General features: G+C 43.0%; 13 protein-coding genes. 8 read left to right on the top strand and 5 right to left on the bottom strand.

Annotation, left to right across the window (positions count from 1 at the left end; all coding sequences use genetic code 11):
* Nucleotides 1–233: 233 nt before the first annotated feature.
* Complete coding sequence (locus DW182_RS03485) at nt 234–914, bottom strand: ABC transporter ATP-binding protein (RefSeq protein ID WP_117691442.1); 681 nt, start codon at nt 912–914, stop codon at nt 234–236.
* A gap of 81 nt (nt 915–995) precedes the next feature.
* Nucleotides 996–3,437: an FtsX-like permease family protein gene (locus DW182_RS03480; RefSeq protein WP_199678541.1), complete on the bottom strand. Its 2,442-nt coding sequence runs from the start codon at nt 3,435–3,437 to the stop codon at nt 996–998.
* 234 nt (nt 3,438–3,671) lie between these two features.
* On the opposite strand from DW182_RS03480, the gene DW182_RS03475 reads away from it, so the two are divergent.
* Complete coding sequence (locus DW182_RS03475) at nt 3,672–5,057, top strand: sigma-54 dependent transcriptional regulator (RefSeq protein ID WP_199678546.1); 1,386 nt, start codon at nt 3,672–3,674, stop codon at nt 5,055–5,057.
* The gene (locus DW182_RS03470) at nt 5,054–6,373 is read left to right on the top strand and encodes a PAS domain-containing sensor histidine kinase (RefSeq protein ID WP_118294699.1); all 1,320 of its coding nucleotides are present in this window, start codon (nt 5,054–5,056) and stop codon (nt 6,371–6,373) included. The genes DW182_RS03475 and DW182_RS03470 overlap by 4 nt, the downstream gene beginning before the upstream one ends.
* Nucleotides 6,374–6,390: 17 nt before the next feature.
* Here DW182_RS03470 and fucO read toward each other — a convergent pair whose 3' ends face one another.
* Nucleotides 6,391–7,545 (bottom strand): lactaldehyde reductase, encoded by a 1,155-nt coding sequence (gene fucO, locus DW182_RS03465; protein ID WP_118294812.1) that lies wholly within the window; start codon nt 7,543–7,545, stop codon nt 6,391–6,393.
* A gap of 254 nt (nt 7,546–7,799) precedes the next feature.
* Here fucO and DW182_RS03460 point away from each other — a divergent pair, with 254 nt between their 5' ends.
* Nucleotides 7,800–8,084: a hypothetical protein gene (locus DW182_RS03460; RefSeq protein ID WP_118294698.1), complete on the top strand. Its 285-nt coding sequence runs from the start codon at nt 7,800–7,802 to the stop codon at nt 8,082–8,084.
* Nucleotides 8,085–8,194: 110 nt separating this feature from the next.
* Here the strand turns inward: DW182_RS03460 and DW182_RS03455 are convergent, their stop codons facing one another.
* The gene (locus tag DW182_RS03455; protein ID WP_118294811.1) at nt 8,195–10,348 is read right to left on the bottom strand and encodes an outer membrane beta-barrel family protein; all 2,154 of its coding nucleotides are present in this window, start codon (nt 10,346–10,348) and stop codon (nt 8,195–8,197) included.
* Nucleotides 10,349–10,725: 377 nt separating this feature from the next.
* On the opposite strand from DW182_RS03455, the gene DW182_RS03450 reads away from it, so the two are divergent.
* The 5 genes from DW182_RS03450 to DW182_RS03430 all read left to right on the top strand — a co-directional run bounded on the left by DW182_RS03450 (nt 10,726) and on the right by DW182_RS03430 (nt 15,610).
* Nucleotides 10,726–12,363 carry a sensor histidine kinase KdpD gene (locus DW182_RS03450; protein WP_118294697.1) on the top strand — a complete coding sequence of 546 codons (1,638 nt, stop codon included), beginning with the start codon at nt 10,726–10,728 and terminating at the stop codon, nt 12,361–12,363.
* Nucleotides 12,364–12,396: 33 nt separating this feature from the next.
* The gene (locus DW182_RS03445; RefSeq protein ID WP_044154994.1) at nt 12,397–13,092 is read left to right on the top strand and encodes a response regulator transcription factor; all 696 of its coding nucleotides are present in this window, start codon (nt 12,397–12,399) and stop codon (nt 13,090–13,092) included.
* Between the two features lie 25 nt (nt 13,093–13,117).
* A complete protein-coding gene (locus tag DW182_RS03440; protein ID WP_021967606.1) occupies nt 13,118–13,897 on the top strand; it encodes a hypothetical protein in 780 nt (259 codons plus the stop codon).
* Nucleotides 13,898–14,120: 223 nt separating this feature from the next.
* Complete coding sequence (locus DW182_RS03435) at nt 14,121–14,666, top strand: occludin (protein WP_118294696.1); 546 nt, start codon at nt 14,121–14,123, stop codon at nt 14,664–14,666.
* A gap of 44 nt (nt 14,667–14,710) precedes the next feature.
* Nucleotides 14,711–15,610 (top strand): SDR family oxidoreductase, encoded by a 900-nt coding sequence (locus DW182_RS03430; RefSeq protein ID WP_118294810.1) that lies wholly within the window; start codon nt 14,711–14,713, stop codon nt 15,608–15,610.
* Nucleotides 15,611–15,634: 24 nt separating this feature from the next.
* Here the strand turns inward: DW182_RS03430 and DW182_RS03425 are convergent, their stop codons facing one another.
* Nucleotides 15,635–17,854 (bottom strand): HRDC domain-containing protein, encoded by a 2,220-nt coding sequence (locus DW182_RS03425; protein ID WP_118294695.1) that lies wholly within the window; start codon nt 17,852–17,854, stop codon nt 15,635–15,637.
* Between the last annotated feature and the right edge of the window lie 58 nt (nt 17,855–17,912).

Raw genomic sequence — 17,912 nt, 5'->3', positions numbered from 1 at the left:
AGTATGAGAGTATCCTTTCCCAATACAGAATCCTTATACATCAGAAAGTTACGTTTTTGTGCATACAAGGAAGTTATGCAAAAGAAACTTACCAGCAGTAATAGCAGTTTATAATGTGTCATTGCCAAACAGGTTTATGATAATTACTACTAACAAAGAAAGAGCTTTTTTCTCATTTACATGAAAGAAAAAAGTTTTTTTTATTAAAAAATGTTGCAAAACACAAGAATCTATTATCGGGCGTTTTTACTTTCAGTCAATATATATCCGTCCATCATCCGTATGATTCTTTCTGCTTCACGGGCATTCTCTTCAGAGTGGGTAACCATAACAACAGTGGCCCCATCACGATTCAGTTCTTTCAGGAGGCTCATCACTTCATTACCGTTCGTAGAATCCAGATTTCCCGTAGGTTCATCAGCGAGGATAATACGTGGATTGGTAACAATGGCACGCGCTATGGCCACACGCTGTTGCTGTCCACCGGAAAGTTGTTGCGGATAATGCTCGGTGCGGTGAGCTATCTGCATACGCTCCAAAGCCTCATTGACACGTTTCACACGCTCACGCGTGGACACTCCGGCATAGAGCAAAGGAAGTTCCACGTTTTCAAAGACTGTAAGTTCATCTATCAGATTGAAACTTTGGAATACAAAACCAAGATTTCCGTTACGCAAATCCGTACGGTCATTCTCGGAGTAGTGGGAAACTTCCTGATCCAGAAACCAAAGTTCACCGGAAGTGGGGCTATCAAGCAAACCTATCATATTCAGCAAGGTAGACTTACCACAACCGGAAGGTCCCATAATGGCAACAAACTCTCCCTGATTGATTTCCAAACTTACTTCATTCAATGCAGTGGTCTGCACGCTTTCCGTACGAAATATCTTACTGAGTCCAATAGTCTTTATCATATTCAATTTATTTTTTTCATTATAATCAAATCTCGTTATCATTATATCCAAATCTATTTTTCATTATGTATGAAATGAATCTTACTCATACCTCAATGCTTCTACCGGATTTTGTGATGCTTTCCGCCATGTCTGTCCAAAGACAGTAAATGAAGTAATACCCGCTATCATTACCCCTGCCAACAGGAATAGCCACCAACTAATGGGCGTTTGATAAGCAAATTCACTCAACCAACGATGCATTAAGAAATATCCTAACGGGCAAGCCATCACGAAAGCAATGCCTATCCAGCGAAGATATTCCAAACAGAACATCCGTACTATGCGGTCGGAATGAGCCCCATTCACTTTGCGGACACCTATCTCTTTAGTCCGCTGCTCGGTAGAAAGAGCAACCAGCCCGAATACCCCCATCATAGCAATAACAATGGCAATGATGGTGAAAAATAACAGCATCCGGCTTTGTTGCTGCTCTTTGGCATAATTCTTGTTCAGAGTATCGGAGAAAAACTGATAATTGAATTCTTTGACGAAAATATCATCACGCACCGCCCATTCTTCAAATTTCTGCTGAATATATTTCAAAGTCTCCTGTTTACGCTCGGGGGCTATCTTAATATACATATCGCCCAGACACTCCGGATTATAGTATATATAAGCAGGTTTCATTTTCTCACGCAATGACTGAAAATTAAAATCTTTCACCACACCAACAATACGGGATTTCACGGCCCATCCACTAAATTCTTTATAGACTTCCATACCTATCGGGTCAGCAACTTTCATCGCTTTCCATGCTGTTTCATTGATGACAATCGTTGGCTGAACAGGCTTATCAGAATCACTCTGCATCCAGTAATTCTCAAAATAAGAATCCATCAACTCCCCTTTCAATAATTGTAATCCGAAAGTTTTTACAAAATCACCATCCGCCCATATCTCCATCATTTGCAACGAATCTGTCTTTCCATCTATATCTGTCCACCTGATTGCCGCTTGTCCGTTTTTCTTTTCCAGATTTCCTTCTCCAAAACTTTCAATAGGCGAACCCATCGAAACACTCTTAATATCGGGATTCCTCAATAAGTCTTGTTTGAAATCAGCAACTTCGTACCATAAGCTTGTATGGATGGAGACAATATTCTCTCTGTCAAGTCCCAAATCCTTATTCTCCATGAAGTGAAGTTGCTTCAGTACAATGAAAGTCATCAACATCAATACTATAGCTATGAAAAACTGGATGCAAACCAATCCTTTGATAAGCCCTCCTTTCTTGCCGGTCTTTCGTCCGCCTTTGAAAGCAAGCAACGGATTGACTGATGAAAGATAAAATGCTGGATAAGCACCAGCCAAACAACCTATGCCTATAATACCAAACAGAATATAGAAAATAATATCCCAATTCATTCTTAATGTTATAGCAGTTTCCATAGCTTGGTTGAACAGAGGCAGCATAAGTTCCGTCAGAGCTAAAGCAAGTACCAGAGAAATAAATGATTGTACTAAACTTTCTGAGAGAAACTGTGTAATAAGTGTTTTCCGTTTGGCACCCGTTACTTTGCGCACCCCTATTTCTTTATAGCGTAGTGACGCCCGAGCTGTGGAAAGTGTCATGAAATTGAATGCACCCATAAAGATGACCAGAATGGCTAACGCCACAAATAGGTACATAGTGGCAAGGCTACCATGATTCTTAACGTTTTCATCAGAGAAAGTTGTATGTAGATGAATATCTCTTATCGGCTGGAAACGCAATAGCGTTCGTTTCTCACCAAACTTTTTGAGAGCATGCCTCATTGTTCTTTGCTCCTGACGATACAACTTACCCTCGTCACCCTGTTTCATTTTTACATAAACATGCATTCCACGACGCATGCTATCCCAATTCCACCCCATGGAGAAGAGACCGTATGCATCTATCGAAAAGGCAACATCAAACTGTATGTGACTTTTCGCAGGTATCTTAACCACGGCAACAACAGTGTGTACATCAGTCCGTCCAACATAGTTTCTTTTCACTTTTTTTCCTATGGCAGAAGCATTTCCAAATAGTTTTCGTGCCATAACCTCGGATAATACAACATTATCAAGATTATCCCATAGTCGTTCGGGGTTACCTTCTATTATAGGGAAGGGAAAGACATGAAAAAACGTACTGTCCACATGGACATATTTACCAATTATTCTTTTCTCATCATCTGTCTCCAGTGTAAGGTTATCTTCATATTTGATAGCTGTCGCATCTTCTACTTGTGGAAAATCTTCCTTAAAAACTTTCACAAGTGAGCGTATACTTTCAGGAGATTCCTTTACCTCGCCACTCGTCTCCCGGCTCACTTCTATCACTCTGGAAATACGGTCTGCATCCGGAAAACAATTATCATACGTCAGCTCGTTTATCACCCAGAGGTAAATGAGAAACGCTGCCGTCATGCCAAATACAAAGCCCAGCATATTGATGGTAGAAAATAGGAAGCTCCGCTTGATCAACCGGAGTGCAACTTTTATATAATGCTTTATCATAATCGCATTTATTAGAATAAGACTTTCTTCTACGGAAGTTTCGCAAGAACTATACCAAAAGAATAATACATTGTTTTTCATTTACTTAAGCACAATATCATTTCACAAAATTGCACGATATCGTACACCAAATGCACGCTTCCGTACACTTCTTTTTCAAAAACTTTACCTATCTTTGTACATGTCCGGAAAAGAGCCCTGTATCCGCACATTTTAAACTTAACTTTAAGTATGATGAAACGAGGAAAGATACTCATTGTAGACGATAATGAAGACATTCTCTTCACCTTGAAAATGCTACTGCGTCCTTTGGTAGAAAGTATTACTATGACAACTGATCCACGTGAATTGCTGCCGCTCATCTCTCGTACCCACTTCAACGTCATCTTGCTTGACATGAATTTCCGTCGGGATGCCGTCAGTGGGAAAGAGGGATTCCATTGGTTGGACGAGATACTGAAGCTGGACGAGAAAGCTGTTGTCATCTTCATTACCGCCTATGCGGATACGGAGAAGGCAGTTCAGGCCATTAAGCAAGGTGCCACAGATTTCATTCCCAAACCCTGGCAAAACGAGAAACTGATAGCCACCGTGTCTTCCGCCCTGCAACTCAGTTTCAGCCGGACGGAAGTAGAAACCCTGAAACAACAGAAGGAGACTTTAAAAGAACAAAGAGAAGCTTTGACTCTTCCCCCTGAGCCTACACGCGTCATCGGTGAATCTGCCGCCATGCAAGCTATTTTTCAGACGATAAGAAAATTTTCCGAAACAGATGCGAACCTTTTGCTCCTGGGAGAAAACGGAACAGGTAAAGACTTGATTGCCCGCTATGTTTACGAACAGTCCCCCCGCAAGAATGAGATATACGTACCTATCGATTTAGGAAGTATTCCGGACACGTTGTTCGAAAGCGAATTGTTCGGATATGAAAAGGGTGCATTTACCGACGCCCGCAAGAATAAGCCGGGACGTGTGGAAGTAGCTTCAGGCGGAACGTTGTTTCTGAATGAAATCGGCAATCTGAGTCTTCCGCTTCAAGCGAAGTTGCTTTCGGTCATTGAACAGAGAAAGAGTTCACGGCTCGGTTCTACCACCTCCTATCCTGTAGATGTAAGGTTGATTTGTGCCACAAATACGGATTTATACAGTGCCATCGATGACGGACAATTCCGCCAGGATTTACTGTACCGCATCAATACGATTGAAATTCGTATTCCGCCTTTGCGGGAACGTGGGAACGACCTGTTCCTGTTAGCCGATTTCTTTCTCCAACGCTATCGGAAGAAGTATAAGAAAGAACTTCGGGGAATTTCCAAAGAAGCACGAAAGATGCTACAACTTTACCGTTGGCCGGGCAATGTGCGTGAACTGGAGCATGCCATCGAGCGTGCCGTCATCCTTTCTACAGGAACAATGCTGACGGCAGATGATTTCATGCTACGTTCGCCTCAATCTTCCAATGCCATTCCCGAAAAAGAAAAATATAATCTGGAACGAATGGAACGGAAAACTATCAATGAGGTGCTGCGGATATGCGGAGGAAACATCACGTTGGCTGCGGAAATGCTGGGGATAACGAGGACATCACTATATAGAAGGATTGAAAAGTTCGGATTATGAAGAAACAAGCTTGGGCGAAGACGCCTCTCTGGCTTACGGTCGGATTGCTGGCATGTTGTTTGTGTTCGGCATGGCTGGCCGTGCACGGGTTTTATATCAGCCTGTTTGTAGCACTCTGCCTCACTGCGTTTGTGGCTTACGCTATCTATCGGTATATATTACATTCTGCACGTGCGATGGCTCAATTCATTTGGTCAGTGCGATACTCTGAATTCCTATCTTCTCCTGCCGCCCATCCTAATGCTCCGCAAACTCTCCCCGAAGAGTTATTGACCGAGATGCAGGATGCCCTTAAACACTATCGCAGTAATCTGCAAAAGAAAGAAAGCCAGTTGCAATACTTCCAGGCTCTGGCCAATCACATAGATATGGTAGTACTCGTTTATGCTCCTGACGGGCAAATGGAATGGATTAACGAAGCGGCAAAGCGTCTGATACACATGGAACATCCGCGAACGGTGGATGACTTGACAGAGTTTCATCCGAATCTGCCGGAAAAACTGCGCACATTGAAAGCGGGCGACCTTTCCGTCTGGCAAATCAAAGAAGAGGAAGAGACTGTGCAGCTTGCCCTTTCCGGCATGGAATTCATCATTCAGGGCAGGAAGCTGTTGATTGCGGGAATGAAAAATATCCATTCCGCCTTGGATAGCCGTGAAACGGAAGCATGGCAGAAGCTAATCCGCGTACTGACGCATGAAATTATGAATTCCATCACTCCTATCATATCACTGACCGAACTTCTTACCAAATATGCCGATAGTCTGGAGGGGGATGAAGAAACCAAAACAGAGATGAAGCAGATGCTGCAAACCATCGGTCGTAGAGGGAACGGGCTGGTACGCTTTATGAATAGTTACCGGGAAGTATCGCACCTGCCCCACCCTTTATTAAAACTTTATAATGCCGGAGAACTGCTGAAAGGAGTCGTTCAATTGATGCAAAATGATACAGATGATCTACACCTCTCTCTTCCCAACGTTCCGTTGCGCCTGATTGCAGATAAAGAGCAAATAGAACAGGTACTTATCAACCTGATACGGAATGCCCGCGAAAACGAAGCGACACAAATCACTCTTTCCGCGGGCATCACTCTAGGAAATCACCTTTTCCTGCGTGTTACTGATAATGGAACCGGCATCGATCCGGAAGTTCAGGAACGTATTTTCATTCCATTCTTCACCACAAAACCTACCGGTTCAGGTATTGGGTTAACCATCTCGCGCCAAATCATGCACCAGCATCATGGTAGCATTACGGTGCAATCAAAAGTGGGAGAAGGAAGCACGTTTACACTTCTGTTCCCGATAGTTTAATAAGTGATTATCACTAACTACAACGCTTTTTTGTATAAATCCAGGATAATCTCCTTCGTCACCTCGCGAGGATTACCCGGTGTACAAACATCGGCAATAGCAGCCGTAGCCAGCTTGTCGAGATCGCTTTCCTTGATACCTAATTCAGAAAGGTGTTGCGGAATACCGACTCTTACTGACAGTGCTCTCACCGCATCTACGGCAGCACGTGCAGCTTCTTCCTGGCTCATACCTTCTTTATATACTTTCATCGCCTTAGCAATTTCCACATACTTATCAAGCGCAGCAGGAGCATTGAATTCCATAATGATAGGCAGCAACAACGCATTAGCCACACCGTGAGGTATATCAAAAATAGCACCCAACGGATGTGCCATGCCGTGAACAACACCCAAACCTACATTAGAGAACGCCATACCTGCAATATATTGCGCTACCGCCATACCATTACGTGCCTCTGCATTTGTCGGCTCAAACACGGCCGTTTCCAGATAACGGGTAATCATTTCGATAGCTTTAATTTCAAACATATCACTCATTTCCCAAGCTCCCTTAGTAATCAGACCCTCAATAGCATGTGTCAATGCATCCAATCCCGTAGAAGCGGTCAGCCCTTTAGGCAAAGTGTACATCAATTCGGCATCCACAATGGCAATGGCAGGAATATCATTCGGATCTACACATACCATCTTCTTTTCATTCACTTCATCGGTAATCACGTAGTTGATAGTTACCTCGGCAGCTGTTCCAGCTGTAGTAGGCAGAGCGATGATAGGCACGGATTTCTTTTTAGTCGGTGCTACGCCTTCCAAAGAAACCACATCGCTGAATTCCGGGTTATTAGTGATAATGCCAATAGCTTTTGATGTATCGATGGAAGAACCACCACCAATAGCCAGAATAAAATCGGCACCGGATTCTGCAAACGCTTTCACACCTGCATTTACATTACTAACCGTAGGATTTGGTTTAATATCGCTGAATACAACATAGGGTATGCCTGCCTTATCCAATACGGAAAGTACCTTGTCAGCTACACCAAATTTAATCAGATCTTTGTCGGTAGATACAAAGGCTTTTTTCAAGCCGAGACGTTTAATTTCCTGTGGGAGCACTTCGCGGGCACCCGGTCCGAAGTAGGATACTTCGTTCAAGACGAATCTGTTAATCATAATACGATAATTTAGGTTCCGCAGTGTCATTTTAAAATTGAGTGTGCGGAAGGTTGATACTTCATTTTGTTCCGACAAAATTAAGAAATATAGAGGAGGAAGGGACAAAAGATTCTGATTTTTATAGTATGCGGAATGCTTTTAGTAATCGTTAAAAAAGAAGTTCTTCATTTAAATGACAGCAAATCATTGAAAGATAAAGCAAACATGCTATATTTGTACTATCATTGAAACGATTATTAAAAACGATAGATATGGGAAAGAAAGAGACCAAAAAATATTCTGATATTCCGGTGCTACAAACGAACGCTTCCGAACCGTTAGGTATCTACGGAGATATTAATGCGATGAAGGTTCAATTGGTCAATCGTATAATGCGTATAGACGAACCGGAAGAATTGAATTCTGTATTGGAGTTTGTAATAGAACGCATTGCACAAAAAGATAAATTTGAACAGGAATGGGAACAAGGACTAACCGTTGAGGATTTCCGCATACAGTGTAAACGCAAATTAAAAGAAATGTATGCTCGCAACTAAAATCCTTATACACCCTTCTGTTTCAGATTTTTAGAGGAACTTCCTAATATCCTGATAACTGAAGGCTATCTGAATATTTATGAAAATGCAGAACTACTTGTAGCTCGTCACTATTTAAACCTCGACCTATCCACTTCCTCCCTCTTCTTCTCCCTGTATCCTCCGAATTTATACGTAAACGACACCCCGATTTCCCTGAAACAAGTATAATCATTCGTCACGTTCTGCGTACCAAAACGGATGCGTGGTTTTATCTGTCCCGTCTCAAAGATATCATTGCAATAAAGATTCAGAACAGCCTTTCCTTTGGCAAAGCCATACCGCAAAGCAGCATTTACATACCCTGAAGACGGTAAATCATAAATTCCCTGAGTCGCTTTACTACGAGCCATTCCCGTCAGTGTCAGTTTCAGATCAGGCTTCTTAGAAAGAGTGAAAGTATTTGTCAGTACGGCAATACCATAACAAATATTCCGGTTGAAAGGAATATCCCAGAAATCCTCATCTTTCTCATGATGCCATACACCAATCAAAGTTAAACGAGAATTTAACAATTGCTTTATATCAAATGGTATAGAAGCCTGCAATCCTGCTTGTTGCTGGTAATTAAAATTCAAATGCTTATAGATCTCCACCAGACGTTCGGAGGATTGATAAAGAGTCTGGACTGAGTAATCTTTCGTATGATTAAACCATGCACTGAAGATGTATTTACTCTTCAAAATATGTGTCAACTGAAGTTGATATTCCTGAGCCGGTTTCAGGAACGGGTTCCCATGTATTTCAGAATATCCACCGCCCAGATAAGAAATAGCATCCTGTACCGCCCAATAATCAGGATAATCTTTATCACTGCTCAAAGCCAATTGCCAAACATAGCCGGGGGCGGGCATATAACTCAGGTTAATGGTAGGATACCAATCCCATTGATTCCATACCGGTGTCTTATAATGTTCCACGGCAAGCGAAGCATCCAGGGAAAGTTTATCACCAAAACTTTTATTGAAACCCGCATAGAAGTTCAGAGTTTGTTCGCGACGGCGGGATTGCATATTATCGGGAATACCTGTGCTTACACCTGCCTTTGTTCCCGCACCCTTCTCCGTATCATAATAATACTGATAACTATGGTCGATACTGGTAGTATAAACGGCACCATAATTCAGTCCCCATCCACGACCCAGCTTATGCTCCTGGGCAAGGAAGAATTTCCAGCGATTGATGCGCTGACAGTCTTCAGTATAAAAGGCCAGCTCTTCACCTTGCATGCTGCTATGCAATAACTGATCGGATGGAGAACGGTAATAAGTCAATTCAGCACCAACTTTCAGTCCGAAAGGTGTACGGTAATCCAGACGCCCGTTGTGCAGCCAATCGGTACTGCTGCTACGGGTGTTGGACTGCTGCGTACCGTAAATATCCATCAGACTGTGGTAAGTCGAATAACTTCCATTATAAACAAAACTCAGCTGATAATCCTTGGCAATATTGTAATCCGCCCCTACCCGGAAACTATGGGTATGTGAACGGCTCCGGCCCATCTCATCGGTTGTGATGTGATGAGCCGAACCGTCCGCCAGAGAGTGCATAGCTTCTTTATCGGTTAAAGAATATCCCCGTCCGTGGTTGTGTGAGTAAAGAAAATCTGCTGAGAATTTATTTCCATTATAGATCAGGCTGGCACGTTCGTTGAAGCCCTCGTAATGTTTCTGATTATATTTGCCATAAAGCTCTCCCTGCCAGGAAGACGGGCCTCCGGTGCTTTGTTTCAGTGTGATATTGATAAGTGCACCCCGTACCTGATAGCGTGCCGGAGCATTGTACATCACTTCCGCCTTCTCAATGCGACTGGAGGGGATACTTTTCAGCAAAGAATAAAGCTGTTCGGTACTCATGGTGGTAACTTTGCCATCCAGTATTACAGTTACCCCCTGCCCTGCCAACATCAACCCGCCATTCATCTCGGTTACGCCCGGCAGTTCCTTCACAGCGTCATAAGCATTATCTACGGGTAGATTACCAATAAGGCGCGGAAGATCGTACACCAGTTTACCTTGCTCCGCTTTCACGATGGGACGTTGCCCGGTAATCATTATTTCGGGAAGAGATTGATAAAGACTGTCCAGCTGCTTGTCTTGTGTTATAATACTGTCTGCGCTGAGCGTCCGTTCGCTCTCAATATCCATACTTTTCGTTATTTCCTGAGCGGAAACTCCTGCGCTCAATGCACATAGCATCAGGGAAAGATAGTAATAAGACCTCATGTTCATTTGTTTTAGATACGACATAAATGTGTTCAGACTTAGATATTATTGGATGTTAACCTTGGTTGACAGGCCTATTAACCAACGTTGACAAGCCTGTTAACCAAGGTTGACAGACCTGTTGACCAAGGTTAGCACCCAATTATGCAAGGGAACGAACTGGATTATCCCTATATCTTTTGCAAAAGATGCCTTGTGCAAAACCGAATCATCCCTTAAGCTCTTGCACTGCAAAGTACGGTGAAATCTTCCGGACTTTGTGTTATCCGGAACTTACGTAGTCTTATCTAGTGTTATCTGAAGTGTTATTTAGTCTTACCGTTCATACATGTAGTGGTTATCTTTCCTATCTTTGTCCATATAAATACAAGAGCTACATGAAACTGCCATTCAAACCTATCGCTATATTAGTCATAATCTCTCTGCTGGGTATCTTTATTTACCAGGCATATTGGATCACGGGGCTATACAAAACAATGAAGCACGAATTGGAACAAAGCATCGTAGAAGCCATGCGCATGAGTGATTATAATGAGATGATGCTTCGTGTAAAGGAGATGCAAAAAGAAAATAAAGCCCACGGTTCCGTAGAGGTTTCAGCTGGATACAATTCCGATTCCGGAAAATCATTTGTCCGCAGCAGTACAACTGTTAACCAAACAGACAGTGCCGGAAGTCGTTCACTTTTAAAAGAAGGTATCCCTATGAAGTATGATAGTGTATCAGTGAGTTACCCGAACGACTCGACAAGAGATATCCTTTTCACACAGGGACAGGAAGGCACAAATATTTCAGTCTGGGCAGAAAGAGATTCAGTAAAAGAGGTCCTGGAGGATACAGTGATCAATGAGGATGAACCTCAGGCTTCTTTAAGAGCCGAAGGTGGAATAGACATGATGTTGCGTGACCAAAGCAGTATGATGGAACTTGCCACTTTCATCCAGCGCGGAATGCACTCGGGGCTGGATATTTTTATAGAACCTGATATAGCCGTTTATGACAGTCTGCTGAATACCTATCTGCAAGAACGGGGGCTTAAACTTCCCTACCGATTGGAGCGTCTTCATTCCGGTGCTGATCCGGACTCAACGCTGGTTTATACTGATACGCTCGCCATTGTCGGGACTCCCGGATACATACCCAGTGAAAAAGCAAAACAATATAATTATGCTTTCGACATTCACTCCAATCAAAGTTACCGCCTCACAATAGAGCCTATTTATAAGATTGTATTGCGGCAGATGAGCGGTATTCTTACCACATCATTCGTTATTCTTATTATATTAGGTTTCTCCTTCTGGTTTCTTATCCGCACCATTTTGCGGCAGAAAACACTGGAAGAGATGAAGAGCGACTTTACCAACAACATTACCCACGAGCTGAAAACACCTATTGCTGTGGCGTATGCCGCCAACGATGCTTTGCTTAATTTCAATCTGGCAGAAGACAAGCAACAACGGGATAAGTATCTGGGTATCTGCCAGGAACAGTTACAGCGATTAAGCGGACTGGTGGAACAAATTCTCTCCATGAGTATGGAACGCCGTAAAACCTTCCGTTTGCATCCGGAGACGCTCAGCTTGCACGATCTGTTCCCGGCACTCATCGAACAGCATAAACTGAAAGCGGGCAAGCCTGTAGAAATCAATCTCGACATTGCACCGGAAGACCTGACAATCATTGCCGACCGTACACACTTTAGTAATATTCTGAGTAATCTGATAGATAATGCCATCAAATACTCTCCGGATAAAGCCGACATAATGATCTGTTGCCGGAAAAAGGAAACGGAACAAGTGGAAATCTCAGTTACAGACCACGGTATTGGTATCCCTACGGATAAACAACCTCACATTTTCGATAAATTCTACCGGGTTCCGACAGGAAATATCCACAATACCAAAGGCTACGGGCTGGGGCTTTTCTATGTAAAGACAATGGTAGAAAAGCACGGTGGCATTGTAACCGTACGAAGTGAAGCGGGAAAAGGAAGTACTTTTACAATAAGAATCTGAATAACATTGCTTATTATGAAAATGAATCAAGATATGGACAAAATCAAGGTACTGCTGGTTGAGGATGAACAAACCCTCGCCATGATTATCAAAGATACGCTGGAAGGCCAGAACTTCATCATCCATACAGCTGCCGATGGCGAGGAAGGTCTGCGTATGTTCTTCGACTTACGCCCTGATGTACTGGTAGCAGATGTTATGATGCCTCGTATGGATGGTTTTGAAATGGTACGCCATATCCGTCAAACCGACAAACGAACTCCGGTACTTTTTCTCACCGCCCGTTCTTCCATCAACGATGTGGTAGAAGGCTTTGAACTCGGGGCCAACGACTATCTGAAAAAGCCTTTCGGTATGCAGGAACTTATCGTACGCATTAAAGCGCTGGTGGGCAAAGCATTTACATTCAAAGAGGAACCGAAGAAGGAAGAAACCTGTTTCAAGATAGGCGATTACCATTTCAACTCTGTCACACAGATATTATCCCATACCGGAATAGAGCAGGAACTCTCCCACCGCGAGGCCGAAATCCTGAAACGCCTGTGCGAAAACCGTAATCAAGTAGTGAATACCCAGAATATCCTGCTCGATCTTTGGGGTGACGACAGTTTCTTCAATTCGCGCAGCCTGCACGTGTTCATCACTAAATTACGACATAAACTTTCCAAGGACGAACGTATCCGCATTGTCAATGTCCGAGGTATCGGATACAAACTTATCATCAACTGAAACTTCCGTTAACACATAACGACTTATGAAAAAACTATTCATCATTCTGTTCCTTCTCACTGTTTCCTTTCGCGTTGCTGCACAAAACGAGCAAACAAAGGACAGCACATTATTGAATCGTTTTCCCACGGAAATGGGAAAAGAACCGTTGTTTCCTCCACCCGGAACTGCTGCCGCTCCTAATCGGGATATGCCGGTAAAGACGTCTCTCAGCATGGATAGCACAGACTTACGCATCATTCTTCCGACTTATTATCCCAACTTTCCGTGGATGGATATCAGAATGGGAAAGATGGTCAGCAGTTACGATCCTTTCGTGATGGATTACGAGCATTACGGTGCTTTTCAGCTTTCACCTAATAGTATATTGAGCACATTCAGCACCTACAATACCTACCCTACTATGGGAACAATTATCCAGGCAGGTGCCGATTTTATATATCGCCCTAATGAACGCTGGGAATTGACAGGGGGTATGTATACCGCCAAATACACCATCCCTTCGCGCATGCATGGTTCTCAATTCGATATTGGCTTGGATGCCTCTGCCGCCTATCGCATCAACAATTTCCTTCGTATCCGCTTCTTCGGACAATATTCAGGCTTTGGCAAACAAAACTCTCTGAACGGATATATGAATCCTATGTATCCACAAAGCCACTACGGTGTAGTCATGGAAGTGAAAATCAATGATTATCTGGAAATACAGGGAGGCGTGGAACGAGCGTACAATGCTTCGAAAATGAAGTGGGAAACAGTCCCGATACTTGCTCCGGTGATTCATCTCAATAGAAAAAAGAAATAGAAAACGGGCTGCATTTCCACACGAGATACAGCCCGTTCATTTACCGGTTAGAGAGGAACAAATAGATTGCTTATAAAACCAATTCAATTATTTACGCTCCAAAGATAACAACAATACTCAAATATCAGCATATAATATACAAGTTTTATTTTAATAAATGCTATATATTTCCATAATTCATACTTATTTCTTATATTCGCCATTAAATAAAGACCATTAAGTGATGAAATATATAGGACTAATCATACTTTTCTGTCTTCTTTCTTTCAGAGTAAATGCCCAGAATGAAGTACCCGCTGACAGTGTTCGCAGTATGAATATGCCGGCAACAAAGAATTTTGATGGATTCCTTTTGGATATGAACCTGATGAAAATGGCAGCTCCCAAAATGCCCAAAATGACTTTAGACATTCCCGATGCCAGCAAAGATTATAGTTTTCTGTTTCGCTTGGACCCGAATGTGACCTACTCACAAGGCTACTCACACTTATTTAGTTTAGGTAGCTCCACCATATACAGTATGAACCCTTTCGGACTGACAGGTTTCGGATCATCTCCCCAAAACCTGCAAATGGGAAGTTTCCGGCTGAAGAATGGAATGCGCATCAATACTTATGGAGAGTATGACAAGGACGGACGGAAAGTCCCTAATCCTTCTGCCCTGCCGTGGGAACGGAATAACTTCAAAGGTGCTTTCGAACTGAAGTCGGCAAACGGATCATTCGGAATTAGAATCGAAGTACAACAAGGAAGGAATGGACCTTACTAAAAAAAGACAACAGTCAAGGGATTATATACTGAAATAATATGAATATGAAGAAAAAAGTATTGGTAATAGGTGCCAATGGCTTCACAGGACGCCGGATCTTGAATGATTTGTCACGCAATGACGAGTATATAGTAACAGGTTGTTCTATGCATGACGACATTGCTCCCGATTCCGGGAATTATCGTTTTATCAGTGCAGACATCTGCCAGATGGGGGAACAAAGCGCATTGTTCCGGGAAGTACGTCCGAATGTAGTGATTAACACGTCTGCATTATCCGTTCCTGATTATTGTGAAGCACACCGTGAGGAGGCAGACAGTATCAATGTCAACGCTGTGGGACAATTGGCATTCCGGTGCGAAGCATCCGCTGCACGATTTATACATCTATCTACCGACTTTGTATTTAATGGAGATACAGGGCAGCTTTATACGGAAGAAGATACTCCTGATCCCGTCAACTATTATGGGGCAACCAAACTGAAAGGTGAAAAACGGGTAGCTGAGCTCTGTAGCAATTATGCCATCGCACGTGTGGCAGTGGTTTATGGTGCCGCCTTGCCGGGACAACACGGGAATATTCTGCAATTGGTAGCCAATCGTTTAAGAAATAATGAAGAAATACGGGTGGTTTCCGACCAATGGCGCACGCCAACCTATGTAGGCGATGTCTCTCAAGGAATAGAGAAACTGATAAATCATCCCAATAATGGCATTTATCACATCTGTGGCTCGGAATGTCTGACTATAGCCGATATTGCTTATCGCGTAGCAGATACTTTGAATCTGGATTATTCATTAATTCTGCCAGTCACCACCAAACAAATGGGAGAAACAACTCCCCGTCCCCGTTTCAGCGGATTAAGCATTGAAAAAGCACGCAGAGAACTGGGATACCAGCCGCATACTCTGGAAGAAGGAATAAAACTAATGTTCAGTCTTTAAATAAGTGATTAGTGGTGAATGCCACTAATCACTAAACAGCGTTTCTGCAATTCCACTCTCCTTCTTGTACACCCGTACCATCTCCAGCAACTCATCCCCATATTTTTCCACTCCTTTTTTACCAAAATAAGGAATCCGGAGAAGAGCGGATTTATCTTCTGGTAATAAATTGGTAATACCCAAAATAGCTTTCTGTTGGATTATGGTATATACCGGTAATCCTAATTGAGACGCTTCTGCATTGCGCCATGCCACCAGACGCTTGTACAATTCGGGATGCAGGATGTCCGAAGGTACTTCCACTGCTGCTGTTTTTTTCCGTGCAGGGGTATTTCCACTTTCCTCGGCTTCGTCTTTCCGTTTCCTTCTTTCGGAAGAATTACCGGAACGCTTTTCTCCTTTGCCCTTGGTCGATGCCGTATCGTCAATGGAAAGTACCGCCTTTTGCTTCAGATATTCGCCTACATGGAATCCCTTATCAATTACGAATTCCAGTAAATCGACTTTCAAGAGAAGCAAATCATCCAACTCTTCACTGGCAGTCTTCAACTGTTTCTTCAGCTCTTTATTGTCAGATTCTACAATTGTACTACTTCTGATAGCATCCAAGGGTGCCAATTGTTCTTTGAAATATTCCGCTCCCAAGTGAATGCGCTCCTGCAAACTTTTATCTGTAGCATAATCCGCCGCACCATCAACCAGGCGCGTATATTGTAAGCTAAATTTTTGAGCGACTTTCGTAACCTTTTCATGGAAACGTTCCGCTTCTGATTTATATTCAGTCAATAGTTTGGGATAGAGCTTGTACAAGTGTTCATCCACCAACCTCACAAAATGCTTCAATGCCAGTTCCAATGGTAAGAAATCAAACAATCCTGATAACAATTCCAGAAAATACGCTTGTTGCAATCTCCGGTAACGCGTTTCATCAGGCTCATTTCTACGTGCATCTTCTGTAAAGGTATCCACAGCACTGTCACTGATTACTGCCCTGGCAGATAATGGAGCACTTAATACCAGACCTTCCAACGTCTTACAACGGCTCAATGCCACATACGTCTGTCCGTGCGCAAAGGAAGCGCTGGCATCAATTATCGCACGCTCAAACGTCAAACCCTGACTTTTATGAATGGTTATAGCCCATGCCAGTTTCAGTGGGAATTGTTTGAAGACTCCCTCTATATCTTCTGTAATCTCTTTTGTCTCTTCATCCAGCACGTATTTTGCATTGGTCCATTCCTCTTCTTGCAGCATAAAGACGTCCTCACTTCCTTTACTACGCACCTCAATGCCTAAAGCGGATACATTTACCACCTCACCGATCATACCATTGTAATAACGGTGTTCACCGGATGAATCGTTCTTTACAAACATGATTTGCGCACCACATTTTAACTCCAGTACTTCATCAGTAGGATAAGAATATTCAGGAAATTTACCATCTATCTGGGCGCGAAAGGTAAAAGAACGACCGGGTAGTTGTGCCAGTTCATATTCATTGATACGTTGCGCCTGATAGTTATGGGTAGTCAACTGGATATATCCTTCCTCTTTCGAAGGATTGAAATTCGGAATATACCTACGGTTCAGCTCATCCAACAAAATTTTGTCACAACGATTCTCCCGGATACGGTTCAACATGTCCAGAAAATGAGTATCACTCTGCCGATAAACTTTCTTCAATTCAATGGTACAGTACTCCGATTGCCTCAATGCCCGACTGGAAAAGAAATAGGGAGTATCATAATAGCGGTTTAGCATCTGCCATTCTTCGTCTTTGATTACCGGAGCAAGTTGCTGTAAATCTCCGATCATCAATAATTGTACACCGCCAAAAGGCTTGCTACGATCACGGAAACGGCGCAACACGTCATCTATCGCATCCAGGAGGTCGGCACGTACCATACTGATTTCGTCAATTACGAGCAGGTCTATACTACGCATGATGTTAAGTTTCTCTTTTCCGAAACGGAAACGGTATTGTGCCTTACCATCCGCACTGAATGAAGTATCGGGCACGTAGGGGGCAAAAGGTAGTTGAAAAAAAGAATGAATAGTTACACCACCTGCATTAATAGCCGCAATGCCTGTCGGGGCAAGAACAACCATACGTTTAGGGCTTCCGGACTTCAATTGTCGCAGGAATGTAGTTTTTCCGGTACCAGCTTTACCGGTCAGGAAGAGATGAGTGCCTGTATTTTCAATAAATTGCCATGCAAGTGCCAATTCTGGATTCTGTTCCATTATCTCATAAATGTTGTTTGGAGGTGTAAAGGTAGCACAAATAAAAGAGGAAAAGCCT

Source organism: Bacteroides sp. AM16-24 (assembly GCF_003471885.1).
GTDB lineage: Bacteria > Bacteroidota > Bacteroidia > Bacteroidales > Bacteroidaceae > Bacteroides.
This window is presented reverse-complemented; position numbering and strand designations above follow the sequence as displayed.